The sequence below is a fragment of the Bradyrhizobium sp. 27S5 genome (assembly GCF_037217225.1).
GTDB lineage: Bacteria > Pseudomonadota > Alphaproteobacteria > Rhizobiales > Xanthobacteraceae > Bradyrhizobium > Bradyrhizobium septentrionale.
In genome coordinates this window covers 2,654,740-2,680,415 of sequence record NZ_CP147714.1, presented here as the reverse complement: position 1 = coordinate 2,680,415, position 25,676 = coordinate 2,654,740, and the positions used below count along the sequence as shown (strand labels likewise).

The following is a 25,676-nucleotide window of genomic DNA, read 5'->3' as shown; positions in this document are numbered from 1 at the left end:
ACTTTGCGCGCCTCGAAGGATGGCCACAAGCACCGTCGCTAGCTCCCATCCTTCGAGGCTCGCTCCGCTCGCACCTCAGGATGACGTCGGAGGGGGCAAAAAAGAAGGCCCGCAAAATGGCGGGCCTTCGAAAAGGGCAGTGGTCGGTGCAAGCGCGATCAGGCGGTCTTGCTGTAGACATTGGCGAAGTTGTCCTGCGCGGTCTTCGCACCGTCGGTGACGAGCTTGCCGAGATACTCGGTCGTGGCCTTCGCCCGCGAGACGAACAGTTCGCCACGCGCACGGACCATGTCCGACTGGATCTGGGCGGCTTCGCTCAGCGACTTGGCCGACGCGAGCTTGTCGATGCCGGCGAAGAACGCCTCGGCGTCCTGGTAGAGCGCCTGCTGGATGTTGCGGCTGATCTTGGCGGCTTCGGTCACCGAACCGGCAACAGCGGTCTCGATCACGTTGGTCACCTTCTCGGAGCCGGCATACGCGTCGGCGGCACGGGTCTTGGCGGCCTCGGCCTGCTTCTTCACGAACTCACGGGCGGCTTCCGGAACTTCCAGGTTCTGGAGCTTGGTGAACGCCTCGGTGACGGGCGCGAAGGCTTCCTTGACGCTGTTCAGCACGGAATTGGTTTCGGTGGTCATTGGGGTCTCTCCATCCTCAGGTTTGAGCTATGGGCTCACCCCGTCCGGATTGGCCCGGGGCAAAAGTGTTATGACACATCCTATGGTGCGCCGCAACATAGATGTTGCAGCGCGATATCACGAACACGTGAGCAGCGAGAATATCCGGCAAACTGCCTCCGGAACCAGCAGCTTAAGGTATTTAGCCACCCCCAACCGCGCCGGGCAGCCCATAAGCCTCCATCTGGGCGCGGACCTGCGCCACATTGTGCCCAAGCACAACGATGTCGTGGGTCTTGCCCTCGACATCGCGGACATGGTCGCGCAGCAGGGCCTCCGCCTTGAAGCCGAGGCTTTCGAACAACGCGATCGCCGCCCGCTGGTCGACTGTCATCTGCACCGAGAACTTCTCTAAGCCGGCGCCGAGCGCGATGGCGAAGGTCTCCTGCGACAGCGCCCGGCCGACGCCCTGCCCGCGGACGTCGAGCGACACCACCATGCGGATCTCGCCGACATGCGGCGACCAGGAGTGCGGATCGCGCACCAGCGTGCCGCAGCCGACCACCTTGCCATCCTTGATCGCGAGCAGGCTCGTGATGTCGCCGCGATCGATCTCGTTGACCCAGGCCGACAGCACCTTCGGCTGGCTGATGTTGCGCGGCAGGAACAGCAGATCGTGCGTCGGCAGCTTTTGCGCGAAGGCCAGCACCGCGGCCTCGTCGGCCCTCGCCATCAAGCGGAACTCGATATCGCCGGCCTCGGTCTTGACCTGGCGCGGATAGGAACGTTGTTCGGTCATGTCGATCTCTTGCCCAACCAGGAGTCCAGTTTCGGCCACAGCCGCTTGATTGCATTGGCGCCGGCGACCAGCGAGACGTGACCGCCTTTCAGCATCACCTCCTCCTTGTCCTCGGAGCCGATCTTGGGGATGAGGTGCTTTGCCGCGTCATACGGCACGATGTGGTCGTGCTCGGCGACCGCGTGCAGGATCGGCACCTTGATGTTGGCAAGCTTCGCCTCGCGGCCGCCGACCGTCATGCTGTCGTTGTAGAGCTTGTTGTCCCACATCAGGTTCTTGACGGTCTGGCGAAAATATTCGCCCGCCAGCGGCAGCGTGTCCGTGCCCCAGCGATCCATCATCCGGTAGCCCTTGACGTATTCGTCGTTCCAGATGTTGTCCCACAACTGCACCTGGCTGAATACGCGCGACGCCGGCCGCAGCATATCGAACGACGTCATGATCATGTCGCCCGGCACGTTGCCGACGCTGTCGACCAGCTTGTCGACGTCGAAATATCGCCGGTCGGAGAAATTCTGGAACAGCTTCATCTCGCGGAAATCGATCGGCGTGGTGAAGCAGATCAGGTTCTTCATCGGCCCGTCGTTGAAGATCGAGCCGTAGAGCAGCGACAGCACGCCGCCGAAGCAATAGCCGATCACCGAGACGTCCTGCTCGCCGGAGTCCTGCTGCACGCGGCGGACCGACTCCGGGATGAAATCCAGGACGTAGTCCTCCATGCTCAGCGTTTTCTCCTCCGGCTTCGGCGCGGTCCAGTCCAGCATGTAGACGTCGTAGCCGCGCTTGAGCATGAACTCGATGAAGCTTTGGCCCGGCACCAGATCGAGGATGTAGCCGCGGTTGGTGGTCGCCATCACGATCAGGATCGGCACGCGATAGACTTCGCTCGCCATCGGCCGGTAGTGATAGAGGTTCATGGTGCCGCGCGAATACAGCACGTCCTTCGGCGTCGAGCCGAGCGAGGGACCGGAGCTCGAGATGTACTCGACGCCCTTGATGCTGCGCTGGATCGCGCGCTGCACCTCGGACTGCACCCGCTCCGCGATCGAGGCGACATCAAACCCCGTGGAAGCGTTCATTTGGGCTCTCCCTCGGATGGCGGGCGTTTGGTGCGCGGCGGCCGTGGCGTTGCGCCGAAGCCATCCCCCGGCGCCAGCGAATTGTGGTGCACCTGCTGCAAGAGCGTCTTGATCTCGTTGAGCTGGTTCTCCATCGACTGCAGGCGCTCGGCCATGCCGACGAGCTGGGCGCGGCTCGGCAGGTTCATCGCGAGAAGATATTTCTCCATCAGCTCGCCGAGCTGCCGCTGCGCGCCCGCCGCGGCACCGCCGGCCTGATTCATCAACTTGGAGAATTCCGGCGATGCCATTAACTGGTTGCCGAAGGAGTTGAACCCCTTCTCCATCTCACCCATCATCGTCTGCCAGATCACGGCAGGGTCGTTGCCCTTGTCGGCCATGCGGCGCTCCTCCACACCAAATCCGAGCGCTTGCCGCGCTTCCGCTTGTTTCCGCCATACGACACTGTTGCCGTGGATCGGTCAACAGCGCGGCGCGCCCACGGCGTCGAAGCCCTTCTGCGCCGCATCAAAGCGTGGCATAGAGGCTCCTGACCGCGATACCAGCAGGGGATGCCCGTGACCACGCTCGCCCATCAGCCGCCGCAGCTCACCCGCGCCAATGGCATCGACATCTGCTACGAGATTTTTGGCGATGCGAATGCCGAGCCGCTGCTGCTGATCATGGGGCTCGGCGCCCAGATGATCCATTGGGACGACGAATTCTGCCGCCAACTCGCCGCGCGCGGCTTTCGCGTGATCCGATTCGACAACAGGGATATCGGCAAGTCCTCCCGCCTGAGCGGCGGCAAGCGGCTGTCCGCGCTCGAGCTGCTCAAGCTGCGTTTCCTGAAGATCCCGGTCGCGGCGCCGTACCGGCTGATCGACATGGCGCGGGACACCGTCGGCTTGATGGACGCACTCGGCATCCGCACCGCGCATCTGGTCGGCGCCTCGATGGGCGGCATGATCGCGCAGGAGGTTGCGATCACCTTCCCCGAGCGCGTGCGCTCGCTGACCTCGATCATGTCGACCACGGGCAACCCGAAGATACCCGGGCCGACCCGCGAAGCGACCGCGGTGCTGATGGCGCCGCCGCCGAAAAGTAAGGAAGAGTATTTCGCGCGCTTCGGTCAGACCTGGAAGGTGCTGCGCAACGGCTCGTTCCCCGAGGATGAGGCGCTCGACCCCGAGCGCGCGCGGCGCACCTACGAGCGCGGCCTCAATCCGGAAGGCGTCGGCCGCCAGCTGCGCGCCATCCTCGCCTCCGGCAGCCGCAAGGAACGGCTGCGCGGCGTCAAGGCGCCGACGCTGGTGATCCACGGCACCGTCGATCCGCTGGTGCATCCCGAAGGCGGCAAGGACACCGCCGTCTCGATCCCGGGTGCAAAGCTCGTGATGGTCGAGGGCATGGGCCATGCGCTGCCGATCCCAATGTGGCCGCAGATCATCGATGCCATCGACAAGCACGCGCATGGCGCGGCGGCCAAGGCCGCGTGAGGCCGGAGCGTTTTCGAGCGAAGTGGATACCGGTTCGCGTGATAAAGCCCCGTTCCGATTCAATCGGAACGGAAAGGGCTCTGGTATCTCCCGGTAACCATGTGAGCCAGGGGTGCGTTCTTCCGGGCGCCGCGTAGAGGCTGTAGAGAACGCGGTGCAGCGTGCGGGTCGCGCGCCATCAGCCTCGGGAGTCCCCAGATGAACACCATCCTCCGGCCGCGGACAGCGGTCGCCGCTCTCCTCCTCGCGCTCGCGTCATCCACCGCGATGGCCGCCACCAGCGAAGCGCAGCAGGAAGCCAACCGCAAGGCGGTGCTGGCCTTCTACGAGAAGGGGCTGAACCAGAAGGACGCCGACGCGGCGCTCGCCTATGTCGGCAACCGCTATGTGCAGCACAATCCCGGCGCTGCCGACGGCCCCGACGGCTTCCGCAAGTTCATCGGCTTCCTGCGCGAGAAGTTTCCCAACTCGCACAGCGAGATCAAGCGTTCGTTCGTCGACGGCGACTACGTGATCCTGCACGTCCATGCCGTGCGCGAGCCCGGCACCCGCGGCAATGCGATCGTCGACATCTTCAAGCTCGAGGGCGGGAAGATCGTCGAGCATTGGGACGTGGTGCAGCCCGTTCCGGAAAATCCGGCGAACAGCAACACGATGTTCTGATTTGTTGCGACGGGATCGGATTTCCTCATGGTGAGGAGCGCCAACGGGTCCGCGCGAAGCGCGGCCCGATGACAGGCTCCGAGCGTCTCGAACCTTGAGGCCCGATCTGTGGCCTCCTCCTTCGAGACGCCCGCTCCGGCGGGCTCCTCCAGCGACAAAGGCGAAGCCTTTGCGCCGGGACGACGGGTGATTGCTCAGCTTGCTCAGTGTCATCACCCGCGCATGCGGGTGATCCAGTATTCCAGAGACCGCAGTGCTTGAGCCGAGGGGCCGCGGCGTACTGGATCGCCCGGTCCAGCCGGGCGATGACAGCGGTGGACAAGGATATGGCCTCACATCCTCTCACGAGGAGGACCATCTAACTCGCGCCAGGAGTACGGCCAAGCCAGCGCTGTGTCGGAAACAGCTGCAGCTGCCAGCGACGCGCGGCCTCGCCCCACACACCCCTCGGCATGAACAGCATGATCAGGATGGCGAGCGTCCCGAGCACCACCAGATACAGGCTGCCATACTGGGCGAGATAGGTCAGGAGCCCCCAGAGCAGGAGCACACCGACCATCGGTCCTTCGATGGTGCGTACACCGCCGATCACCACGATGAAGATCACATAAGCGGTCCAGTCGGTGACGCTGAACGCGGCGTCGGGCGATATCCGCGCCTTCTGCAGATAGACCAGCGCGCCGACCATGCCGGTCGCGAACGCAACCGCGATCCACAGCACGTGGCGAATCCGCGCGGTGCGGACGCCGACGCTGCGCGCCGCCGCCGCATTGTCGCGGCTTGCCGCCAGCGCGAGCCCAAGCCGCGAGCGCATGAAGGCGTAGATGCCGAGCGTCACCAGCACGGCGATTAGCAGCGCAAGCCAGTACACCAGCACGTCGCGCGCTGCCGCCGGCCGCAGGCCGAGCAGCGCCTGCACCGCCTTCAGCCCGACCATCTGCGACAGCTCGTTCGGCGAGATCGACATCCCGGTGCCGCCGCCGAGCGACTTGAACTGCGCGCAGATCAGCCGCAGCGCTTCGGCGGCGACCCAGCTGCCGATCGCGAAATATGGCCCTTCCAGCCGGAACAGCAGCGGCCCGAGCACCGCCGCGACCAGCGCCGCGAACAGTCCGGCCAGCGGGATCGCCGCGACAGGATCGAGTCCGGCCATCACGATGCCGGCAAACAGCGCATAGGCGCCGAGCCCGACAAACGCCTGCTGCCCGACCGACACCAGCCCGCCCCAGCCGGCCAGCACGTTCCAGAGCTGCGCCAAGGTCAGCATGGTGAAGACGAAGATCAGGTCTTGGATCAGGTTGCGCGATGCGACCGCGGGCAGCGCGGCCAGCGCCACGACCAGCGCGATGCCGGCCACGGCCGCAATGCGCGACAACCGCGTACCGACCCGAACCTGCCACACCGGCGCATCCACCGGGCGGTCGTCGCGGCCTGCCGGAATACGGATGCTTTCGACACTCATGTCCGCCTCGCCGGGAACAGACCGCGCGGCCGCACCATCAGCACGGCAAGGAAGGCGAGATGGCCGGCCAGGATCTGCCATTCCGGATTGATCCGCGCTCCGATCGCCTGGGCGAGCCCGAGCACGATGCCGCCGGCCAGCGTCCCCCACAGGCTGCCGAGGCCGCCGATGATCACCGCCTCGAACGCATAGAGCAGCCGCGCCGGGCCGATCGACGGATCGAAGCTGGCGCGGATGCCGAACACGATCGCGGCAATCACCGAGACCGCGAGCGATAGTCCGACCGCGATGGCGTAGACATTGCGCTCGTTGACGCCCATCAATTGCGCGATCGCGGGATTGTCGGCGGTGGCGCGGAAGGCGCGGCCGAGCGAGGTGCGATAGAAGATGAGTTGCAGCAGCGCGACGGCGGCGATCGCCGTCACCAGCGCCGTCAGCGGCGCCAGTCCGACGCTCAGGCCGGGCGCGAGCATCACCGATGAGGATTCGAAGGCGCCTGCCTGCAGCCGGCGGCTGTCGGCGCCGTAGCCAAGCAGCAACCCGTTCTGAATCACGATCGACAGGCCGAAGGTGACGAGCAGCGGCGGCAGGATGTCGTCGCCGAGCACCCGCTCCAGCACCAGCCGCTGCAGCACGAAGCCGAGCGCGAACATCGCCACGACGACCAGCAGCGATGCGGCCGCAAGCGGCAGGCCGAGCGCGGTGGTGGCGCTGAGCACCAGATAGGCCGCAAGCAGGATCAGATCGCCATGCGCCAGATTGACAAGGCGCATGATGCCGAAGATCAGCGACAGGCCGAGCGCGAACAGCGCATAGACGCCGCCGAGCAGCACGCCTTCGATGATGGTGTCGAACCCGCTCATCGCTCCCTCACGTTCCGAAATAGGCCGCGCGGATCGTGTCCTGACCCACATCCTTTGGCCGTCCGCTCAGCGTCACCCGTCCCTCCTGCAGACAGTAGAAGCGATCCGCCGCCCGCAGCGCGCGGGCAATGTCCTGCTCGACCAGCACGACCGCGGTGCCGCCGGCGCGGATCTGCGGCAGCATGCGGTAAATGTCCTCCACTACGATCGGCGCGAGACCGAGGCTGATCTCGTCGCACAGCAGGACCGACGGGTTGGACATCAGCGCGCGGCCGATCGCGACCATCTGCTGCTGGCCGCCCGACAGCGCCGTCACGGCGCCGCGCCGTCGCTCCTTCAGCACCGGGAACATGCGGTAGACCGCGGCGAGATCCCACGGCGCGCTGCGTTCGCCGCCGTAAGCGCCGATCAGCAGGTTTTCCTCGACGCTGAGCGAGGGAAACAATTGTCGGCCCTCCGGCACCAGCGCGAGGCCGAGCCGCACGATGGTAGCGGCGGACGCATCGCCGATCGCCCGTCCGCCGAGGCGGATCGCATCGGGGCGGCTCTTCACGAGCCCGGCCAGCGACTTCAGCATGGTCGACTTGCCGGCGCCGTTGGCGCCGATCACCGCGACCGCCTCGCCCTCTTGCAGTTCGAAGTCGATCCCGAACAGCGCCTGGAAGTCGCCGTAGAAGGCATCGAGCGCGGTGACGTTGAGCAGCGCGGTCATGCCGGCACGCCCATATAGATGGTCTCGACCTCGCGCGAGCGCATCACCTCGGCCGGCACGCCCTCGGCGACGACCTTGCCGAAGTTCAAGACAACAAGCCGCTGCACCACGGCGAGCAGCGCGTGCACCACATGCTCGATCCAGATGATGGCGACGCCTTCGGCGTGGATGGTGCGGATGGTCTCGACCAGTTCGTGGCATTCGGCATCGGTGAGCCCGCCCGCGATCTCGTCGAGCAGCAGCGTGCGCGGTCGGGTAGCGAGCGCCCGCGCCAGTTCGAGCCGCTTGCGATCGAGCAGCGGCAGGCTCCCGGCAAGCCGGTTGGCCTTGGCCTCGAGGCCGGTCAGATCGAGCATGCGGCCGCAATGCTGGACCGCATCCGCCTCCGACAGGCCGCCGCCAAACAACGCGGCGACCGCAAGGTTCTCGAATACCGAGAGGTGATCGAAGGGTTGCGGGATCTGGAACGAGCGCCCGATGCCGGCGCGACAGCGTGCCTCGGGCGACAGACCTGTGATGTCGACGCCATCGAGGACGACGCGGCCGGCATCGGGGCGCAGCAGCCCGGTGATCAAATTGAACAGCGACGACTTGCCGGCGCCGTTCGGCCCGATCACACCCAGCGCCTCGCCGGACACAAGCGTCAGGTCGATCGCGTCGGCAACGACGATGGCGCCGAATTTTTTCGAGATGGCATGGAGTTCGAGCATGGTCGTCCATTGTATGGTTTCGGCGGAGAGGAGATGCGCAGCACTGCCGCGCATCTCCTGCCTTCGATGAAGCAGCTGGCTCGCGCTAGCTCAGCGCCTGCATGTCGCCGCCAAGCGGGATCTGCGGCGCTAGCTTGTTGTCCGTGATCACCATGTTGTACTTGTCGCCATTGAGCCGCCACTGCCCGCCGACCAGTGGTGTCTTGGCGATGTTCTTCGCCGCGAACGGCGGCACCGCGCTGGAGCCGAACGCGACCTGGCCCACGATCGTATCGAGCTTGGTGGCGCCGATGGCCTTCGCGAGCGCCGCGCCGTCGGCCGGGTCGCCGGAGCGCTTGATCGCGTCGATCGCGACCTCGAACAGCGAATGCACGAAGCCGATCGGCTGGGTCCATTGCTTGCCGGACGCCTGCTCATATCCTTTGGCGAGATCGGCTGCGCTGACGCCGCTGAGGCTCGACTTGTAGGGATGCGTCGGCGTCCACCACACTTCGGTGGAGATGTTGTTGCCGCCCTTGCCGAGCGCCTGCACTGACGCGGGGAACAGCAGCGCCTTGGCGACCGACACGACCTTCGGCTTCAGCCCCTTCTGCCGCGCCTGGTTCCAGAACGTGGTGAAGTCGGGCGGGATGATCACGCCGGTGATGATCTCGGCATCGGCACCGCGGAACGCGGCGATCTGCGAGCTGAAATCGTCGGTCAGATTCTGGAAGCGGCCGGGATCGGTGAGCTTGAAACCCTGCTTGGCCATTACAGGCGGGAAGCCGATCGTGGTGTCGCCCCAGGCGTTGCCGTCGGCATCGTTGGGGAACAGCGCGCCGACCGATTTGTTGGTCGCGACCTGGCTCCACATGCTGGTGAAGACGCCGATGACGTCCTCAAGCCCCCAGAAATAGTGGAAGGTGTAGTCGAACGGCTTCCAGCTCTTCGGATCGCCCGGATTGGCCTGCCGGCCGATGAAGTTGGTCTGCCACGGCGCGACGGAAGAGATGCACGGCACCTGCTCGAGCTCGCACTGCGTCGCCACCGGATTGTTGGTCTCGGGCGTGGCGCCGACCACGATCAGGCTGACATTGTCGCGAGTGATCAGCTCCTTGGCGACTTCGGCGGCGCGGTTCGGATTCGACTGGCTGTCCTTGGTCACCACCTCGACCGAGTAGGTCTGCGATCCGACCTTGACGCCATCCTTGATGAACTTGCGGAACTCGCCGAGCACGAAATCGTCGGCTTCGGCGAAGGCCGCCAATGGACCGCTCTTCGGCGAGACATAGCCGATCTTGATCGGCTTGTTGGCCGCCCGCACCGCCGGCGCAAACAATGTCGTCGTACCTGCGGCCGCGAAACCACCGGCGATGCCCTGCAGCACGCGGCGGCGATCGAAAGACATTACGTTCAAGTGATCCTTGGCGTTCAAGTGGTCCTTGGTCATTTTCCTCTCCCTTGAGGCGAGCCGGTTTTCACACCGGCTGCCGTTCATTCCGTTCTGAGAAATTACCGGCGTCGCGCCGCATCACGCGGCGGCGATGGACTTCGTCTGCGCCTTCGCGCTGCGGCCAAGGATCTGGCCGAACACGTCGAGCAGCACATCGGAGGCGTCAGCCGCCGCCTCCCTGGCGCGCCAGGCGACATACGTGTCGGGACGCACCAGCACGCAGCCGTCCTCGTCGACCTCGCTCTGGCGATACCAGTCCGCATAGATGTCGAGTGCGTCGCAGCCCTGCGGGCCGATGGTGACGACATCGACCGGCAGGCCGTAGGCCTTCTCGACCGCGGCAGCGGCCGTCTTCCAGCCGTCGCCGCCGATCCCGGTGAGCAGCGTGAAGCGGCCCTTGCCGGCGAGATCGAGCGTCGACTTGCGCTGGCCCTGATGCTCGATCCAGACATGCGGCAAATGCGCGCCGGGCCAGGTGGTGGCCTGATAATAGAGTTCGTGATCGCGAGTGAAGGCCGGCATCGGCGTGCCGTCGGACACCACGGCGGTCGACCCGTAACGCTGGTTCATCTCGACGCCGTGGCAGTTGAACTCGTAGCTCTTGTTGGCGATGGCCTCATAGAGCTTCTTGCGGCGCGCTTTGCCCTCGGCGGTCGGGGCCTTGCGCGCGGCGATCGCCTTGCGCGCTTCGGCCGGATCGGTCGAGGCGACGAGCCCCACCGCCTCGAAGATCGGCGGGAAGTCGCCGATGCTTTTGTTGGCGCGGGTCACGATCTGCTTGCCGACCGGCTGGCGCTCGGCCGAATAGGTCTCGAGCAACGATGGCGCGGCGTGACCCTCCAGCACCAGCTTGAGCTTCCAGCAGAGATTGTAGGCATCCTGGATCGAGGTGTTGGAGCCGAGCCCGTTGGTCGGCGGATGCCGGTGCACGGCATCGCCGACGCAGAACACGCGACCAGACGTGTAGTGGCCGGCATACATCTCATTCACGGTCCAGGTCGAGGTCGAGGTCACCTTGACCTCGAGCGTCTCGTCGCCGACGAGATTGCGCACGATCGAGATCGCCTCGTCATTGCTGAGCTTGCGCTCGCCCTGCTCGATGTCGTAGCCCCAGATGATCAGCCATTCGTTCCACGGCCGCACCATGCGGATCAGGCCGGCGCCGATGCCGCCGATCTCGGCGCCGGGCTGCAGCACCCAGTACAGCACGCTCGGCCGGTGCGCGACGTACTTGCTCAGATCTGCCTGCACGATGATGTTCATGCTGCCGGCGCGGCCCATCTGGCCCTCCATCGGCAGCCCGATCACCTCAGCGACGCGGCTGCGGCCGCCATCGGCGCCGATCAGATATTTGGCGCGGATCTGGTAGGTCTCGCCGGATAGCCGATCCTTCACCGTCGCGGTCACACCGTCGGCATCCTGCACCAGGTCGACGAACTCGGTGTTGAAGCACAGCGAGGTGCCGCGCTGGCCGGCGGCCTCGATCAGGATCGGCTCGAGGAAATTCTGCGGCAGGTCGCAGATCCGGGTCGGGCTGGCGAGATCGTAATCCGCCTTGCGCGAGGGATGATTGCCCCAGGAATAGAGTCGGCCGAACTCCTCGCCGGCGAGGCTCTCGCAGAACACGTTGTTGGCCATCAGATGCTGTGCCACCGCCTGCGCGACCGCCTTGTCCTCGAGACCGAGATCGCGCAGCACCTCCATCGCACGCTGGTTGGTGATGTGGGCGCGCGGGGTATCGGCCAGCCAACCGTATTTGGTCACCATGATGTGCTTGACGCCGTACATGCCGAGCAGCGCCGCCGCCGTCGCGCCGGCCGGGCCGCTGCCGACGACAAGCACGTCGGTCTCGATCGGTTTGCTGGTCATGTTGCTCTCCCTGGTCGTCTTGTTGGTTGCGATCGTCATTCCGCGGCCATCATCGGCTTCGGCACCAGCCCAGCTCCGGGCCTCATCTGGAAGTCGTAGGTCATCAGGTGCCACGGTGCGGAAACGCGGTCGCCATTCGGCAACGCCGGTTCGCTGCGGGGCTCGACGCGCGCGATGAGCTCGTCCTTGACGCCGAACACCACGTCGCTGCGCAGATATTGGTCGCCATCGAGGAAGACGTGGGTGATCAGCGGCTCGTAGCCCTCGGCCTTGACCAGGAAGTGGACGTGCGCGGGCCGCATCGGATGACGCTGCGTGGCGGTGATGAGATCTCCGACCGGGCCATCGGTCGGGATCGGATAGCTGCACGGCAGGATGGTGCGGAACGAGAAGCGGCCATCGGCATCGGTGACGAAACGTGCGCGCAGCGATGGGCCGTGGGTCGCGTAGTCGGCCTTCTGCGAATCGTAGAAGCCGTCGTCGTCGGCGTGCCAGACGTCGATCTCGGCGGCGGCGAGCGGCTTGCCGGCAAGGTCGGTGACGCGGCTCTGCACGAACATCACCTCGCCGTCGATGCCTTCCGAAATGTTGGCGCCGTGCGGCGTGACGCGGTGCTCGCCGACATAGAACGGGCCAAGCACCGTGGTCTCGGTCGCGCCTTCGCGCTCGCGGTGATTGACGGCGTCGACCAGCATCGAGACGCCGAGCACGTCGGAGAGCAGGATGAACTCCTGGCGCAGCGGCGTGCAGGTCTGGCCGGTGCGGGTCAGGAATTCGATCGCCTGATTCCATTCCTCGAAGGTGAGCTCGGTGCGGCGCACCAGATCGTGCAGCGACTTGACCGTCTCCTCGATGAGGAACTTGAGCCGCTTGTTCGGCGTGTTGGCGATGCTGCGAAGCACCTCGTCGGTGAGGTCATGCTCGTTGAAATTGGCCATCATGTTGTCCTTGATCTCTGAGGTTCAGTGCTGCACGGGCGCGTCGCCGCGCCAGGCCGCCGCGATCAGCTGCTCGATCGGGGCGCGATCGACCGGTCTCGGATTGGCATAGGGGTTGCGCACCGCCATCTCCGCGGCGCGTGCGATGCCGCCCTCGGGCATCCCGATGTCGGAGAGCGCACGCGGCAGCGCGAGCTGCCGGGCAAGATCAAACAGGCCCTGCGGTGCGTTGGCGCTGTGCAGCGCTCGCGCGACGCGGGTCATCGCCTCGGGCGTGGCGGCTGCGTTGTAGGCGGCGGCGTGCGGCAGCACGATCGCATGGGTTTCGGCGTGCGGCAGGTCGAACATGCCGCCCAGCACGTGGCAGAGCTTGTGATGCAGCGACATCCCGACCGCGCCGAGGCAGACGCCGCACAGCCAGGCGCCGTAGAGCGCATCGCGCCGCGCGCCAGGATCGGCGGGCGCAGTCATGATGCGCGGCAGCGCACGGGCGAGCGCGGCGATGCCTTCCTCCGCCATCAGCGAGGTCAACGGATTGGCGTCGGGCGCATAAAGCGCCTCGACCGCGTGGGCAATCGCGTTCAGGCCGCTGGCGGCGGAGATGTGCGGCGGCAGGCTAACGGTGAGATCGACGTCGTAGATGACGGTGTCTGGCACCAGATCCTGGGAATGCTGTGTGGTCTTGATGCCGTTGGTGGTCTCACCCAGGATCGGCGTCATCTCCGAGCCGGCATAGGTGGTCGGCATCGCGATGTGCGGCAGCCCGGTGCGCAGCGACAGCGCCTTTCCGAGCCCGACCGTCGAGCCGCCGCCGATTGCGACCAGCCCGTCGATGTCGTGGGATTCGACGATGCCAAGCGCTTCGTTGGTGACCTCGACCGGCGTGTGCATGCGCGCGCCGGCAAACAGGCCGGCGAGCCTGTCGCCGAGGCCGGCGCCTAACTGACGTCCGAGATCCTGCTGCTCGCGGGTCGTGAGCACCAGCGCCCGCTTGATGCCAAGGCGCTCCGTTTCCTCGCCAAGCCGCGTTGAGGTGCCGGCGCCGAACACCACGCGATATTGCTGCGAGCAATAGGCAAAGGCGCCATGGCCGGCATCACCGGCCGCCGCAACGGGCGCAATGGATGCGCCTCCGGCATCGGGCATTGCGACGCTCATGGCATTCCTCCCGGGGCCGGCGAACCGGCGATCTCGTCTTGTTGGGAGAATGCTAGCGGCGGGCGGCCGCGGCGGGCCTGCATGAAACCGGAGAAAATCTGCACAAAACCGGAAAAATCATCCGTCGAGAGGGGGCCGGCTGTGCGCCCGCGCCTGACCCAGTCGCCAATCGCCGGGAGCTAGGGCGCGTACTCGTAAATCCGGCATGTCCGCTTTCGAGAGGTAAAGCGGAGGGCGGCCCGATCGCAGGGATGCCGCCTTGTGACCCAGAACGGACATTGTCATCGATTGGTCTATCTCGACCTCAGCAATAGTCCGTAAATATCGACGCTCTAAAGTAGAACAGCCATGTGATGTAAAACCGTCGCTGCGAGGTTCGATCATGACGAGTAGTGTGCGAGCAATGATGCTTGCGGCGTGGTCAGCGTCAGCGGTCGGCGCGGCATCGTTGGCTACCCTGTTCACCCTCGCTAACTTGGCGTTCGGGATATACGAGGTCGCCGAAGGGCACACAAAAGTTGCGGACCTGCCGGGCGTCGTGGTGGGCGGGGCGACTACCTTTGTGCTCGCGCTACTTTTCAGCTTCGCTATTACCGTTCCTGTAAGCTTGGTTATGGGCGCCTGCGCATATCCGTTCCTGAATACTATTCGGACTGTTAATCATTGGGCGTTCGGTGTCGTTGGTTTCGTAGTTGGTACGCTAATCTGGCTCGGGCTATCGTCGACCGGACCAGCCGGCAACTTGTACTTCAGGTCATGGATTTCCGTCTTTGTCATAGGGGGCCTTGCAGGATGCGCCGGCGGGCTTGCATTTTCCCGACAGCTTCACCAAAGGCATTAGCGGCGGATCACCTTTCGTTCAGGCGGAACGAGGTCGTGCTCTCTAAGCTTGTTTGATGAACTAACGGATCAGTACGACTTCCGCTGTTGGCCCGTTTGAGACGTGCCGACCCGGCCACGAGAATGTCCGTTGATTAGGGGGAGATCGGAAGTCAACGCCAAAGGGGAAAACCGGCGCTTTTGACCCAAACCGGACGTCGTTGATCTGAATCAATGGGCTTTCATCGGCGCTGTTGTTCGAATGAATTTGCTTCAGGCTGCCAGCGGAGCCGATTACCGCCACCGACCTTCGCATCGGACAAAAAGCAAAGAGGTAGATTTTATGAACGCAATTAATCGACGTTCTCTTCTCGCCATCACCCTTGCCGTATCGACGTGCTTCACAGCGGCTGCGCCGGCAAACGCCCAATCCCTATCGCCCGCGGATGCCCAGCAGATTGCCGTCGATGCTTATGTCTACGGTTATTCGTTGATTACGACTGAAGTAACCCGCGTGCAGATGAGCAACGTGCCCAAGGTCGAGGGGTTCAACAGTCCCACCGGTCAGTTCGTCAACGTTCCCCGCTATCCGCCTGCGGATTATCGCGGCGTTTCCGCGCCCAATGCCGATACGCTGTATTCCGTTGCCTGGCTCGACCTTACCGAGCCGCAGGTATTCAGTCATCCGGATATGGGCGATCGCTTCTATCTCTTTGAGATCACTGATCTGTGGATGTCGGATTCCGAGCACTCACCGAGCAAGCGGACGGCCAGCGGCAAGGCCGCCAACTACCTCTTCACCGGCCCGGGCTGGAAGGGCGAGGTGCCAGCGGACATGAAACATTTCCCGATGGCGACGCGCAACATGGTCATTCTCGGTCGCACCTATGCGGACGGCACGGAGGCTGACTACAAGGCCGTCAACGCGCTGCAGGCGCAATACAAGATCACGCCGCTTTCGGCGTGGGGCAAGCCATACACGCCGGTCGCGCCCCCGGTGAATCCCAATCCGGGCTTCAGCATGACCGACAAGCCGCAGACGGTCATTCTCGCCATGGGAACGGAGGGGTACTTCAATCTGATGGCCAAGCTCATGGCTTCGACGGCACCTGCAGCCGCGGCAGATACACCGATGCTCGCAAGCATGGCGAAGATCGGCATCGTGCCCGGCAAGCCGTTTGAGATGAGCAAGCTCGATCCGGCAGTACAAGCAGCACTGAAAGACATCCCCAATATCGCTCTTAAAAAAATCGAAGCCAACAAGGAGAACCTCGGTGGGATCGTCAACGGTTGGTCGATCACGAAGGGTCTCGGCACCTACGGCCCCTCCGATTACATGAAACGCGCAGTGGTAGCGGCCTTCGGTTGGCCCGCAAATCAGGAGCGTGATGCGGTCTATCCGAATACCGAGAAGGACTCGACAGGACAAAAGCTGAGCGGTGCAAACAAATACACATTGACGTTTGCAAAGGATGCAACACCACCCGTCAACGGCTTCTGGTCGTTCACCATGTACATGATCGACCAGGGCTGGTGGTTCGTTCCCAATCCGCTGAACAGGTTCACCGTTAGCATGCGCGACAATCCGAAGTTCAATCCGGACGGCTCGCTGACCCTCTACTTTCAGAACGAGTCGCCGGGTCTTGACAAGGAGTCGAACTGGCTGCCGGCCCCCAAGGGCGATTTTGTCCTGATGCTGCGAATGTACTGGCCCAAGGACACTGCCCCTTCGATCATCGACGGAAGCTGGAAAGTGCCGCAGGTGGTCAAGGTCGGCTCATAGGCCACGAGTAGGGATTTCCTAACTCACAAAATGACTCTGGTCGGCGGGACGCTGCGCGCGTCAGCTTCTGGTCCATAGCCGGAAGCTGGCGTAGCCTACTCCGTTTTCCGGAGAACGCGGAAGGCCAATCAATGTCCGCTAATGGCCCTTTGCAGACATTCACTTAGGCATCGTGGATGTCTGATTTTGAGGGCACCTCGGACCTCGCTATCCCGCGCACGCGCGTACCAGATCTATGAGTACGCCCCTAGTGGCTGCGCCGGTATCGTCCCGGCGTCACGCCGGTGAAGCGGCGGAACATGCGCGTAAAATGCTCCTGGTGGGAGAAGCCGCAGGCCAGCGCGATGTCGGCCAGGCTCTGCGTTTCGTCGGCGAGCAGCGCCCTGGCCCGCTCGATGCGCAGATTGATCACATATTGGTAGGGCGAGATGCCGCTGGTCGCCTTGAACAGGCGCACGAAATATTCGGTGCTGCGGCCGCAAAGCTCCGCCAGCTGGTCGAGCCGGATATCGGTCTCGAGATTGGTGTCGACGAATTCGCGGATCCGCGCCATCTGTCTGTTGCTGAGCAGGTTCGGATGCTTGCCGGCCTCGACGCTCGGCTTGTGGAAATTGATCGCAACAAAGCGGTTGGCGATCGCCTGCGCGATCGGATCGACGAACAGCGACGAGGCCGGCAGGCTGCTGGTGATGGTGTCGCCGATCGCCGCAGCCAGATGCTCCAGCACGGCGTCCTGATCGCCGAGCATCGGCGCGAGCCCGCCGATCAGGCTGGGGGCCCCGTCCCGGCCCGCGAACAGGTCGGACCGCAGATAGATGTGGGTGGATTCCAGCGATTCACGCAGGACGACGTTGCAGGCATGTCCCGCCGGCAGGAAGAACACGCCGCCGCGCGGAATCTGTCGGGCGACCGACTTGCCGTCCATCACATAGGTGATGTCGACGGGGCCGCCCCGATGCAGCACCATCAGATTGTCGGATAGCGCGTGGAAGTGCCCGTCAAACGGCCGTTCACGCTGGACCGAGGCATAGGCGGACGACCAGCCGAGCCCCTCGCTCGAGCCGCGGAATTCGGCCTGGAAGCGGTTCAGGATCCCGTGCGTCTCCTGCACCCCAAAATTCGACGTCGCCTGCATCCGACAGACCAAGGGCTCGAGGCTTCGGTGCCGTCGAGTGAAGCCCAACAGCCCTTGATTATCAATACAATCGAACCGAACGGGGAGCCCCGGCAGCCTTGTTGCGGCGCAATAGCGACGCCTGCTATTGCTTGACCGCGATCCAGATCACGTGGCGTACGCCGCGGCCTCGGCCGGTGGCGCGCACGGCAACTTCGTTGACGGCGAACGCGGCCCGGGACAGGGATTTCGGGAATTTGGCATTCGGCCCTGATGACCAGACCGCGAGCACGCCGCCGCGCCGCAACGCGGTGTGCGCGACCTTGAGTCCGGAGACATCATACAGCGCGTCGTTGGCCTTGCGGGTCAGGCCTTCGGGGCCGTTATCGACATCGAGGAGAATAGCATCGAAGGTGCGCGGATGGCGCTCGATCACGTCGGCAACGTCAACCTCCTGAAAGCTGACGCGCGGATCGTTCAGGCTGTCGCCGAAGATCTCCGCCATCGGGCCCCTCGCCCAGGCAACGACTGCCGGCACCAGTTCGGCCACCATGATCTGCGCTTCGGGGCCGAGCACGGCGAGCGCCGCCCGCAGCGTAAAGCCCATGCCGAGGCCGCCGATGAGCAAATGCGGCTTCGCGGTCTTCTCGATCTTCTTCGCAGCAAGCGTCGCCAGTGCGGCTTCCGAGCCCGACAGGCGGCTGTTCATCAGCTCGTTGGTGCCGAGCATGATCGAGAATTCGCGGCCGCGCCGCATCAGACGCAATTCACCTTCGGTGCCGGGAATGCGCGCGGTATCGATCTTTTCCCATGGAATCATGCGGCGGCTTGTAACATGGGCGTCAGGGCGGGCGAAGCTAGCGCCCAGAGAATGCGAAATAGTGACTCACGAATGGCGCAACAAGCTCAGTGTCGTCCCTGCCTAGTGCGCAATTGCGCACGGGAGCAGGGACCCATAACCACCGAAGGTAATTGTTGCGCACCGCTGGGGCCACAGCCCTCTTCAACGACTCAACCCCGTGGTTATGGGTCCCGGCTTTCGCCGGGACGACGATGGGGAAGAAACCCGCCCTCAACCGCATCACCGTCGTCCCCGGCGCCGAGGCTAGCCACCGGCCCAGACGTCGAGCACGTAGCGGTTCCTGGTGCCCATCTCCTCGATCCAGCGCGCAGCGGCATCGGCGTCGACGCCGGTGCGCTCGCTATAGATCGACATCAGGGTCGCCTTGACGTCGGGCTCCATCTTGCTGCCGTCGCCGCAGACATAGACGATTGCGCCCTTCTCGATGAGCTCCCAGACCCGATCCTTCTGCGCAGCGACGAGATGCTGCACATAGGTCTTCGGCCCATCGGTACGCGAGAAGGCGGTGTAGAGTTCACTGACGCCGTCGGCTGCAAACGCCTTCAGCTCATCTCCATAGATGAAATCCTGCTCCGGATGGCGGCAGCCGAAGAACAGCATCGCAGGGCCCAGCGTCGCGCCATGCGCCTTGCGCGCGGCGCGCTCCTGCAGGAAGCCGCGGAACGGGGCCAAGCCCGTGCCCGGCCCGATCATGATGATCGGCACGGCGTTGTCGTCGGGCAGGCGGAAGCCGGCCTTGGTTTCCTTGATGGTGGCGTGGACGGTGTCGCCGGCGCGGCGGCGCGCCAGGTAGTTCGAGCAGACGCCCTTGTAGATGCCGCGGCCGGAGCTTGCGGGGGCTTCCACCACGCCGACCGTGACGCTGCAGCGCTGTGCCTCGCCGGCCGGAGACGACGAGATCGAGTAGTAGCGCGGCGCCAGCAGCGACAGCATCTCAAGGTAAAGATGGAACGGCAGCTCGCAGGCCGGATATTCCTCGAGCAGGTCGAACACCGATTTGCGCTTGGACAGCACCTCGGTGCGGTAGCGCCCGGCCGAGGCCTCGTCGTCACCGATATAGGCCATCAGCTTTGGCTTGGTCACCGGGCAGCGGGTGTGCTCCGTCATGATCTGGATCTGCTTGCGGGTCGAGACCTGCTGCAGCTCGACGAACTCGGTGAGCAGCCGCCCAACCGACACCGCGTTGCCGACCGGCAGTTGCGCGCGGCGGCCTTCACTGACTTGCAGGCGGATCTGGTCGGCCGGCAGGAAGCCGAACCGGCGCGCCACGGAATCGACCAGGGTCGGGTCGTTGCGCGGCACCACGCTGAGATGATCGCCGACGCGATACTTCAGATTAGCCGGCAGCTCGACCTCGATGTGCCGGGTCGAGCGCTCCGACGGATGGGCGCCTTCCTTGTTCTGCAACTCGTTGTTGGCGAGCACCTTCATCGGCACCGCGCCGCCCTGCGTCACGATGGTGTTGACCGCGCCCTGCGCCACCGGCTGGATCGCATAAAGCGGCTCGTCCTCGGCGGTGCGGGTGAAATTCCAGTCGATGCCGAATTCCTTGGTCGCGACCTTCGCCGCCTCCGGGAACCATTTCTGGAACTGGCCATCGAGATCGCTGCGCGCATCGCCCTCGCCGCGCGGATAGACGGCGCGCGCGCCATGCCTGGTCAATTGCTCGTCGATGAAGCGCGGCACCGACTGGTAGGTTGCGGCCCAATCGCTGTTGCCGCAGCCGAACACCGCATAGCGCACCTTGGCGAAGGCGTCCTTCGGCAGATCGCTTTCGAGCCATTTGACGAATTGCGTGGCGTTGTCGGGCGCTGCGCCATTGTAGGAGGCGCAGATGATCAGGACCCCGCCCTCCTCCGGCAGCTTGCCGACATAGTCATCCAGCGGGCCGAGGCGCACCGAGAAACCATTGATCTCGGACAGATCCGCCATCCGGGTCGCGAGCTCCTCGGCCGAACCGAGGTTGGAGCCGTAGAGCACGAGCATCGGCGTGTTGTGGCCGGGGCGCGTGATCGGGGCACGCGGCGCCTTTGGCGCGGCCGCAACCGCGCCCGTGCTTCCGGCAAACGCGCCGCGATCCTTGTCGTCGCGCGGCCGTACCTTGATCCTGAAGCCGTCGGGCTTGACGGTCAGCGTCTCCTTCAGATGCATCTGGTAGCGATGCACGTCGAGCAGCTTGAAGCGCTGCAGGATCATGCCGATCGCGAGCGCAGCCTCGTGCATGGCAAAGCCGCGGCCGATGCAGGCGCGCTGGCCGTTGCCGAACGGCTTCCAGGCGTTGATCGGGCGCTTTGCCTCCGCCTCGCGGCTGAAATTCTCCGGATCGAACACGTCGGGTTTCGCTCCCCAGACCGAGGGGTCGCGATGCAGCGCCATCACCAGCACGGTGATGAAGGTGTTCTTCTTTAATTTGTACTTTCCGCCGATGGTCTCGTCGCTGAGCGGCGCGATGCCGTAGGCCGGCGCCGGCGGCCACAGCCGCAGCGCCTCCTTCAGGCATTGCGTGATGTAGCTGAGCTGCGTCACCTGCTGATAGGTCGGCCTCGCATCGAGGTCGGGACCGAGGACGCGGTCGACCTCCTCATAGGCCTTCTTGAGCACCTCGGGATGCTTCAACAGCGCATAGATCGTGCACGACAACAGGCCGCTGGTGGTCTCATGGCCGGCGATCAGAAAGGTGTTGATCTGGTAGCGGATGTTGACGTCGTCGAGCTGCTCGCCGGTCGCGCGGTCGACGCCGGTCATCATCGCGGCCAGCATGTCCTTCTTGTCGCTGGTCACGTCGGCATTGCCGCGCCGCTCCGCAATGATCTCGTCGACCATCTTGTTCATGAAGCCGACGTCGTCAGTGAGCGTCTTGCGCCGCTTCTGCATCCACAGGCCCTCGAGCGGCAGGCCGCGGGTCATCATGATCGTCTCGAGCGAGCGCACCAGCGATTCCACGAAAGGGTGGTAGTCGCGGCGGTAGAACGAATTGAAGCGATAGTCGAAGCCGCAGAGCCCGATCGTATCGAGGGTCAGCGCCGTCATGTCGTGGACGACCTCGATCTCCTCGTCGGCGTTGAGGCGCTCCCATTTCTTGACCAGCTGCTCGGCGATATCGACCATGCTCGGGTGGTACGACTGCATGGCGCGGTTGCCGAACGGCTGCATCAGGATGTTGTGCGCCTTGCTCCAGTTCGGCTCCTTGGTGTCGGCGGTGAACAGCCCGTCGCCGCCGACCGCGCGCACGCGGCGCAGCGAGCCGCGCACCGCCTTGTCGAAGCGCTTCTCGTCGGAGAGCTCGTCGACCAGATCGTGGCCGGAGACGATCACGATCGGCGAACCCATCATGTCGAGCCAGAAGATCGGCCCGAGCTCCTTGGAGAGCTTCACCAGATGCTGCACCGGCGCGGTCGAATCCAGCGACAGCATGTTGCCGACCACCGGTTTCGTCGGCGGATGCGGGATCGGACTCAGTCTGTTGCCGGACGCCATCTTCGGAAGTGCCCCCTCACTATGCGCGTCATCCTGAGGAGCGCGCAACGCGCGCGTCTCGAAGGATGGCCGCTTGCTCCTGTCCCTCTCATCCTTCGAGGCGCGCCGAGGCCGGCGCGCACCTCAGGATGACGCCTGTCCGAATTTTCGCTTACGCCACTCAATCAGCTTGGCGCTGACTTCGTCAGGCTTTTCCTGCTGCGTCCAATGGCCGCTGTCGTGGACCAGATACTTTTCGAGGTCCGGCACCAGCTTCTCCATGCCGTCGGCGGCCGACGGCGGCAGCACCGCGTCGTTCTCGGCCATGATCATCAGCGACGGCACCCGCACATGATGGTCCAGCCCGGCCGAGCGTTCCCAATTGCGGGTGAAATTGCGATACCAGTTGATGCCGCCGGTGAAGCCGGTCTTGGAGAACGTATCGACGAACACCTTCTTCTCATCCGCCGACAGGATCGGCGTGCGCGGGTCGTGCTTGGCGTCGTAGTTCGCGATCATCTGCGGAAACGCCAGATTAAGTCGGGCCGACGCCCCGACGCCGGCGATCGGCTGTTCCTCCGGCGTCCCGGGCGGGCGCGCCACCGGCTTGCGCATGAAGGCGTCGAAAGTCTGCTCGACGCGGCTGCCGAAGATACGGTCGGGCTCGCGCGCCGGATCCTGGAACTGGACGATGTACATATGGTCGCCGAAGCGCTGGCGGAACAGCGCGATCGGGTCCATCGGAGCACGGTCCCAATGCGGCGTGTTGACGCCGACGACACCGGCGACCCGCGAAGGATGCCTGAGCGGCATCTGCCAGACAACAAAGCCGCCCCAGTCGTGACCGACGAAGATCGCCTTGTCGATCTTGAGATGGTCGAGCAGGCCGACGAGATCGCCGGTCAGGTGCTCCATGTCGTAGGCTTCGACCGGCTCCGGCCGGTCGGTCGCGCCGTAGCCGCGCTGATCCGGCGCAATCACCCGGATGCCGGCCTCGCCGAGCGCCTTGATCTGGTGGCGCCAGGAGAACGCCAGTTCGGGCCAGCCATGGCACAGCACCACCGGCGGCGTGTCGGTCTTGGGGCCCGATTCGTAAAACCCCATGCGGATGCCGTTCGTCTCGGCGAACTGCAGCGGTGGCATCTCGATCATTGTGAAATTCCTATTCGGCCGCGCCCTTGATGTCAGCAGGCGGGGGCGCGAACGCCGCCTCGAGTGCATCGAATTCGAGCGGCAGCATGTCGCACATCACCTGCACATGGGGAATGATGTTGGCACCGACAATGAAGCCGAAATCAAGCTGATCGCGATAGCTCTGCACCGTGATGTTGAGCGCCACGCCATGGGTCGAGATCGAAACCGGGAAGATGTGCAGCAGCTCCGCACCCGCGGCGTAGAGCGTCTGCCGCGGCCCCGGCACGTTCGACACCGTGATGTTGGTCGCCGGCGGCAGCACGTTGGAGAGGTCGGAACGGCTGTAGAGCAGCGCCAAGACCTGCACGACAATCGGCGCGCCCAACAGCGAGATGTTGGAGACCTGCGGCACCAGGGCGCGCAGCGGATGCGACATCTCCTTGGACTTGGTGGATTGCGCGATGATGGTCTCGAGCCGCTTCTTGGGGTCCTCGACGTCGGTCGCGATCGAGCAGATCATGCCGAACACCTGGTTGTTGGATTCGGCATTGCCCTCCTCGCGCAGCGAGATCGGAACGCCGGCCGTCAGCGACTTGTTCGGCAGCGCGCCCTGGCCAATCAGATAGCGCCGCACCACGCCGGAGGCGAGCGCCAGCACGACGTCGTTGAGCTTGCCGCCCGAGGCCTTGGCCAGCGCCTTGGCGCGCGACAGCGAGATCGAGGTGCCGGCGAAGCTGCGCTCGGACGAGATCGCCTTGTTGAGGATGGTCGGCGGCGAGGCCATCGCCTGCAGGCTCTCGCGCGACCTGGGATCGGCGACCTTGGCGACGACGTCGGACAGGCTCTTGAGCACGGTCGGCATCGAGCCGGCGAATTTCACCGCGCTCTCGATCTGGAACATGGCATTGTCGAACAGGATCGAGCCGAGGTCGCTCTTGCCCGAGCGCGGCAGCTCGAGGCTCTTCTGCGCGGCGGCGGCCGCCTCGAACGGCTGGGTCCAGAGCTGCTGATAGGCGTCGATCAGATTGGCCGCGATGTCGCGCGGCTCCTGCGCGACCTTTTTCGCGCTCGGCGGATCGATCTGCCGCGGCACCGGCGTCAGGTCGTAGATCATGCTGGTCAGCGCCGCACCGGCGCCGCCGTCGATGCAGGCGTGGTGCATCTTGGAATAGAGCCCGATCTCGTTGTCCTTCATGCCCTCGAAGACGTAGAACTCCCACAGCGGGCGGGCGCGGTTCAGCAGCTTGGCGTGCATCCAGCCGACGATACGTTCCAGCGTGGCGCGGTCGCGCGGCGCAGGCAGGCTGGCGCGGAAGATGTGGCGGTCGATGTCGAACTGGTCGTCCTCGACCCAGGACGGATGATCGATATCGAGCGGCGCCTTCTGCAGGCGCGCCTTGAGGATCGGCGCAACGTGCAGCCGCGAGGCGATCATCGCCTTGAACTCCTCGAAGAAGTCACCCTTGTAGCCGTCGGGCAGGCGGAAGATCGCCATGCTGCCGACATGCATCGGCATTTCCGGCGTTTCCAGATAGAGAAACGATGCGTCCAGCGAGGACAGCTTCTTGGCGTCGCTCATGATCTCCTCCCGAGAGCCAATTGACGCGGGCGCCTTGGCGGCGCTTCTCGTCGTCTGGTTTAGGATAGTGCCTGTTCTGCCGCCCCGTAGGCAATGGCAAAGGGGCCCGACCGGTCAAAATGCCGGAACTCCCCTTCCGGCTGCGCCAGCCGGTTCGCGATCGCCCACAAGGCTGCGGGATTGACGCCGAGGCCGAGATGGCTGGCGAAATGCACCTCGATGTTCTCGGCGGTGGCCGAAGGCCGCAGCCGCGAGGTCCGCCAGTTCACGATGCCGTCGGTGCGGGAATAGATCGAGGTGGTCGGCACCGGCATGTCGCCGGCGATCGCGGCGCGGATCTCGGGGATGTCGTCCACCCCCTCGCCGGACAACAGCTCATAGAGCCGTGTCGCATTGGTGGCGCGGATGTCGTCGGCGAACGGGCAGCCCAGCGTGATGATGGAACGCACCAGCTCCGGCATCTGCGACGCCAGGTCGCGCGCGTAGACGCCGCCGAGGCTCCAGCCGATGATCGAGACTTTGCGCCCGGAAGCCTCGTGTATCCGCTTCAGGAGGTCGCGCAGCGCATTGCGCCTGGAGGCGATGCCGCCGAAATTGCGGCCCATGTTCCAGGCGTAGGCGTCGTAGCCGAGCTCCTTCAAATAGCGCCGCATCGGCGCCATCGAAAGGTCGCTGGCGAGGAAGCCCGGCAGCGCCAGCACCGGATGACCGTCGCCCTTCGGCGCCTGCATCAGCAGCGGCGAGAGCAGCAGGCTCGAATTGAGCTCGAGCACGCCGCGCCCCTCCGCCAGCATCAGGAACAGGCTTGGCGCACGCAGCCGGCGTCCGGTCCCATCGACGCTCCTGTCCATGTCAGTCACGACTTCTTCTTGGCCGTGCCGCCGAAGCCGGCCATCGCCACGAACATATCCTGGAAGCGCTCAGCGAGCTTGGGATCGAAGGTGAACCAGCTCTGCATCAGCGATTCCGGTGAAATCTTGTCGATGTTCGACAGCATCTGCTGCTGCAGCTTGTCCATCACGGCGTTCTGCATCGGCGCCACATCCGGCAGGCCGAAGAACTGCCGCGCTTCAAGGGGCGTACAATCTATCTCGACGTTGACTTTCATATCCGCCTCCTCAAATGCGCCTGGCCCGCCTCAGTATCACCGCG

Annotated in this window: 22 protein-coding genes; 3 read left to right on the top strand and 19 right to left on the bottom strand. The window is 64.6% G+C overall.

The features are described 5' to 3' along the window. Window positions 1-158 precede the first annotated feature (158 nt). From WDM24_RS12510 to WDM24_RS12495, 4 genes are all read right to left on the bottom strand, one after another. A complete protein-coding gene (locus WDM24_RS12510) occupies window positions 159-635 on the bottom strand; it encodes a phasin family protein (protein WP_338831439.1) in 477 nt (158 codons plus the stop codon). A 181-nt stretch (window positions 636-816) separates the two neighbouring features. Then, window positions 817-1,413, bottom strand: coding sequence for a GNAT family N-acetyltransferase (locus tag WDM24_RS12505; protein WP_338831438.1), 597 nt, complete (start codon window positions 1,411-1,413; stop codon window positions 817-819). Continuing rightward, a complete protein-coding gene (locus WDM24_RS12500; protein ID WP_338831437.1) occupies window positions 1,410-2,492 on the bottom strand; it encodes a PHA/PHB synthase family protein in 1,083 nt (360 codons plus the stop codon). Before WDM24_RS12500 ends, WDM24_RS12505 begins: the two co-directional genes overlap by 4 nt. Beyond that, complete coding sequence (locus WDM24_RS12495) at window positions 2,489-2,872, bottom strand: hypothetical protein (RefSeq protein ID WP_029078068.1); 384 nt, start codon at window positions 2,870-2,872, stop codon at window positions 2,489-2,491. The genes WDM24_RS12500 and WDM24_RS12495 overlap by 4 nt, the downstream gene beginning before the upstream one ends. Before the next feature lie 171 nt (window positions 2,873-3,043). Between WDM24_RS12495 and WDM24_RS12490 the strand changes: the two genes are divergently transcribed. Both WDM24_RS12490 and WDM24_RS12485 read left to right on the top strand, forming a co-directional pair. Next, a complete protein-coding gene (locus tag WDM24_RS12490) occupies window positions 3,044-3,970 on the top strand; it encodes an alpha/beta fold hydrolase (protein ID WP_414645714.1) in 927 nt (308 codons plus the stop codon). 267 nt (window positions 3,971-4,237) lie between these two features. After that, the gene (locus tag WDM24_RS12485; protein ID WP_414645753.1) at window positions 4,238-4,633 is read left to right on the top strand and encodes a nuclear transport factor 2 family protein; all 396 of its coding nucleotides are present in this window, start codon (window positions 4,238-4,240) and stop codon (window positions 4,631-4,633) included. 358 nt (window positions 4,634-4,991) lie between these two features. On the opposite strand, the gene WDM24_RS12480 is transcribed toward WDM24_RS12485, so the two are convergent. From WDM24_RS12480 to WDM24_RS12445, 8 genes are all read right to left on the bottom strand, one after another. Then, the gene (locus WDM24_RS12480) at window positions 4,992-6,095 is read right to left on the bottom strand and encodes a branched-chain amino acid ABC transporter permease (protein WP_338831435.1); all 1,104 of its coding nucleotides are present in this window, start codon (window positions 6,093-6,095) and stop codon (window positions 4,992-4,994) included. After that, window positions 6,092-6,958, bottom strand: a complete 867-nt coding sequence (locus WDM24_RS12475; RefSeq protein ID WP_338831434.1) for a branched-chain amino acid ABC transporter permease — start codon at window positions 6,956-6,958, stop codon at window positions 6,092-6,094. The genes WDM24_RS12480 and WDM24_RS12475 overlap by 4 nt, the downstream gene beginning before the upstream one ends. Before the next feature lie 7 nt (window positions 6,959-6,965). Next, complete coding sequence (locus WDM24_RS12470; RefSeq protein WP_338831433.1) at window positions 6,966-7,670, bottom strand: ABC transporter ATP-binding protein; 705 nt, start codon at window positions 7,668-7,670, stop codon at window positions 6,966-6,968. Next, the gene (locus tag WDM24_RS12465) at window positions 7,667-8,380 is read right to left on the bottom strand and encodes an ABC transporter ATP-binding protein (RefSeq protein WP_338831432.1); all 714 of its coding nucleotides are present in this window, start codon (window positions 8,378-8,380) and stop codon (window positions 7,667-7,669) included. Before WDM24_RS12465 ends, WDM24_RS12470 begins: the two co-directional genes overlap by 4 nt. 85 nt (window positions 8,381-8,465) lie before the next feature. Next, window positions 8,466-9,809, bottom strand: a complete 1,344-nt coding sequence (locus tag WDM24_RS12460; protein ID WP_414645713.1) for an ABC transporter substrate-binding protein — start codon at window positions 9,807-9,809, stop codon at window positions 8,466-8,468. Window positions 9,810-9,890: 81 nt separating this feature from the next. Next, window positions 9,891-11,681, bottom strand: coding sequence for an FAD-dependent monooxygenase (locus WDM24_RS12455; RefSeq protein WP_338831431.1), 1,791 nt, complete (start codon window positions 11,679-11,681; stop codon window positions 9,891-9,893). Window positions 11,682-11,716: 35 nt separating this feature from the next. After that, on the bottom strand, window positions 11,717-12,619 hold the full coding sequence (locus tag WDM24_RS12450; protein WP_338831429.1) for an intradiol ring-cleavage dioxygenase: 903 nt from the start codon (window positions 12,617-12,619) through the stop codon (window positions 11,717-11,719). Window positions 12,620-12,643: 24 nt separating this feature from the next. Then, window positions 12,644-13,765 (bottom strand): maleylacetate reductase, encoded by a 1,122-nt coding sequence (locus WDM24_RS12445; RefSeq protein ID WP_338832379.1) that lies wholly within the window; start codon window positions 13,763-13,765, stop codon window positions 12,644-12,646. 1,174 nt (window positions 13,766-14,939) lie between these two features. Here WDM24_RS12445 and WDM24_RS12440 point away from each other — a divergent pair. After that, on the top strand, window positions 14,940-16,379 hold the full coding sequence (locus WDM24_RS12440; protein WP_338831427.1) for a DUF1254 domain-containing protein: 1,440 nt from the start codon (window positions 14,940-14,942) through the stop codon (window positions 16,377-16,379). 247 nt (window positions 16,380-16,626) lie between these two features. On the opposite strand, the gene WDM24_RS12435 is transcribed toward WDM24_RS12440, so the two are convergent. The 7 genes from WDM24_RS12435 to WDM24_RS12405 form a co-directional block, all read right to left on the bottom strand. Further along, window positions 16,627-17,514, bottom strand: coding sequence for an AraC family transcriptional regulator (locus tag WDM24_RS12435; RefSeq protein ID WP_338831426.1), 888 nt, complete (start codon window positions 17,512-17,514; stop codon window positions 16,627-16,629). A gap of 124 nt (window positions 17,515-17,638) precedes the next feature. Further along, window positions 17,639-18,313: a spermidine synthase gene (locus WDM24_RS12430; RefSeq protein WP_338831425.1), complete on the bottom strand. Its 675-nt coding sequence runs from the start codon at window positions 18,311-18,313 to the stop codon at window positions 17,639-17,641. 285 nt (window positions 18,314-18,598) lie between these two features. After that, window positions 18,599-21,832 (bottom strand): bifunctional cytochrome P450/NADPH--P450 reductase, encoded by a 3,234-nt coding sequence (locus WDM24_RS12425; protein ID WP_338831424.1) that lies wholly within the window; start codon window positions 21,830-21,832, stop codon window positions 18,599-18,601. A 123-nt stretch (window positions 21,833-21,955) separates the two neighbouring features. Continuing rightward, window positions 21,956-22,963 (bottom strand): alpha/beta hydrolase, encoded by a 1,008-nt coding sequence (locus WDM24_RS12420; RefSeq protein WP_338698162.1) that lies wholly within the window; start codon window positions 22,961-22,963, stop codon window positions 21,956-21,958. A gap of 10 nt (window positions 22,964-22,973) precedes the next feature. Further along, window positions 22,974-24,524: a wax ester/triacylglycerol synthase family O-acyltransferase gene (locus WDM24_RS12415; protein ID WP_338831423.1), complete on the bottom strand. Its 1,551-nt coding sequence runs from the start codon at window positions 24,522-24,524 to the stop codon at window positions 22,974-22,976. 59 nt (window positions 24,525-24,583) lie between these two features. Further along, a complete protein-coding gene (locus tag WDM24_RS12410) occupies window positions 24,584-25,375 on the bottom strand; it encodes an alpha/beta hydrolase (protein ID WP_338701176.1) in 792 nt (263 codons plus the stop codon). A gap of 5 nt (window positions 25,376-25,380) precedes the next feature. Then, window positions 25,381-25,632 (bottom strand): DUF6489 family protein, encoded by a 252-nt coding sequence (locus WDM24_RS12405; RefSeq protein WP_029078084.1) that lies wholly within the window; start codon window positions 25,630-25,632, stop codon window positions 25,381-25,383. Between the last annotated feature and the right edge of the window lie 44 nt (window positions 25,633-25,676).

What these genes read in the sequence shown, in the direction of transcription:
- WDM24_RS12485 (WP_414645753.1), top strand. Translation starts at nt 4,238, where the DNA reads ATGGCCGCCACCAGCGAAGCGCAGCAGGAAGCCAACCGCAAGGCGGTG.
- WDM24_RS12490 (WP_414645714.1), top strand. Translation starts at nt 3,044, where the DNA reads ATGCCCGTGACCACGCTCGCCCATCAGCCGCCGCAGCTCACCCGCGCC.
- WDM24_RS12465 (WP_338831432.1), bottom strand. Translation starts at nt 8,380, where the DNA reads ATGCTCGAACTCCATGCCATCTCGAAAAAATTCGGCGCCATCGTCGTT.
- WDM24_RS12475 (WP_338831434.1), bottom strand. Translation starts at nt 6,958, where the DNA reads ATGAGCGGGTTCGACACCATCATCGAAGGCGTGCTGCTCGGCGGCGTC.
- WDM24_RS12500 (WP_338831437.1), bottom strand. Translation starts at nt 2,492, where the DNA reads ATGAACGCTTCCACGGGGTTTGATGTCGCCTCGATCGCGGAGCGGGTG.
- WDM24_RS12470 (WP_338831433.1), bottom strand. Translation starts at nt 7,670, where the DNA reads ATGACCGCGCTGCTCAACGTCACCGCGCTCGATGCCTTCTACGGCGAC.
- WDM24_RS12425 (WP_338831424.1), bottom strand. Translation starts at nt 21,832, where the DNA reads ATGGCGTCCGGCAACAGACTGAGTCCGATCCCGCATCCGCCGACGAAA.
- WDM24_RS12410 (WP_338701176.1), bottom strand. Translation starts at nt 25,375, where the DNA reads ATGGACAGGAGCGTCGATGGGACCGGACGCCGGCTGCGTGCGCCAAGC.
- WDM24_RS12460 (WP_414645713.1), bottom strand. Translation starts at nt 9,809, where the DNA reads ATGACCAAGGACCACTTGAACGCCAAGGATCACTTGAACGTAATGTCT.
- WDM24_RS12450 (WP_338831429.1), bottom strand. Translation starts at nt 12,619, where the DNA reads ATGGCCAATTTCAACGAGCATGACCTCACCGACGAGGTGCTTCGCAGC.
- WDM24_RS12495 (WP_029078068.1), bottom strand. Translation starts at nt 2,872, where the DNA reads ATGGCCGACAAGGGCAACGACCCTGCCGTGATCTGGCAGACGATGATG.
- WDM24_RS12405 (WP_029078084.1), bottom strand. Translation starts at nt 25,632, where the DNA reads ATGAAAGTCAACGTCGAGATAGATTGTACGCCCCTTGAAGCGCGGCAG.
- WDM24_RS12420 (WP_338698162.1), bottom strand. Translation starts at nt 22,963, where the DNA reads ATGATCGAGATGCCACCGCTGCAGTTCGCCGAGACGAACGGCATCCGC.
- WDM24_RS12440 (WP_338831427.1), top strand. Translation starts at nt 14,940, where the DNA reads ATGAACGCAATTAATCGACGTTCTCTTCTCGCCATCACCCTTGCCGTA.
- WDM24_RS12415 (WP_338831423.1), bottom strand. Translation starts at nt 24,524, where the DNA reads ATGAGCGACGCCAAGAAGCTGTCCTCGCTGGACGCATCGTTTCTCTAT.
- WDM24_RS12510 (WP_338831439.1), bottom strand. Translation starts at nt 635, where the DNA reads ATGACCACCGAAACCAATTCCGTGCTGAACAGCGTCAAGGAAGCCTTC.
- WDM24_RS12505 (WP_338831438.1), bottom strand. Translation starts at nt 1,413, where the DNA reads ATGACCGAACAACGTTCCTATCCGCGCCAGGTCAAGACCGAGGCCGGC.
- WDM24_RS12435 (WP_338831426.1), bottom strand. Translation starts at nt 17,514, where the DNA reads ATGCAGGCGACGTCGAATTTTGGGGTGCAGGAGACGCACGGGATCCTG.
- WDM24_RS12445 (WP_338832379.1), bottom strand. Translation starts at nt 13,765, where the DNA reads ATGCCCGATGCCGGAGGCGCATCCATTGCGCCCGTTGCGGCGGCCGGT.
- WDM24_RS12480 (WP_338831435.1), bottom strand. Translation starts at nt 6,095, where the DNA reads ATGAGTGTCGAAAGCATCCGTATTCCGGCAGGCCGCGACGACCGCCCG.
- WDM24_RS12430 (WP_338831425.1), bottom strand. Translation starts at nt 18,313, where the DNA reads ATGATTCCATGGGAAAAGATCGATACCGCGCGCATTCCCGGCACCGAA.
- WDM24_RS12455 (WP_338831431.1), bottom strand. Translation starts at nt 11,681, where the DNA reads ATGACCAGCAAACCGATCGAGACCGACGTGCTTGTCGTCGGCAGCGGC.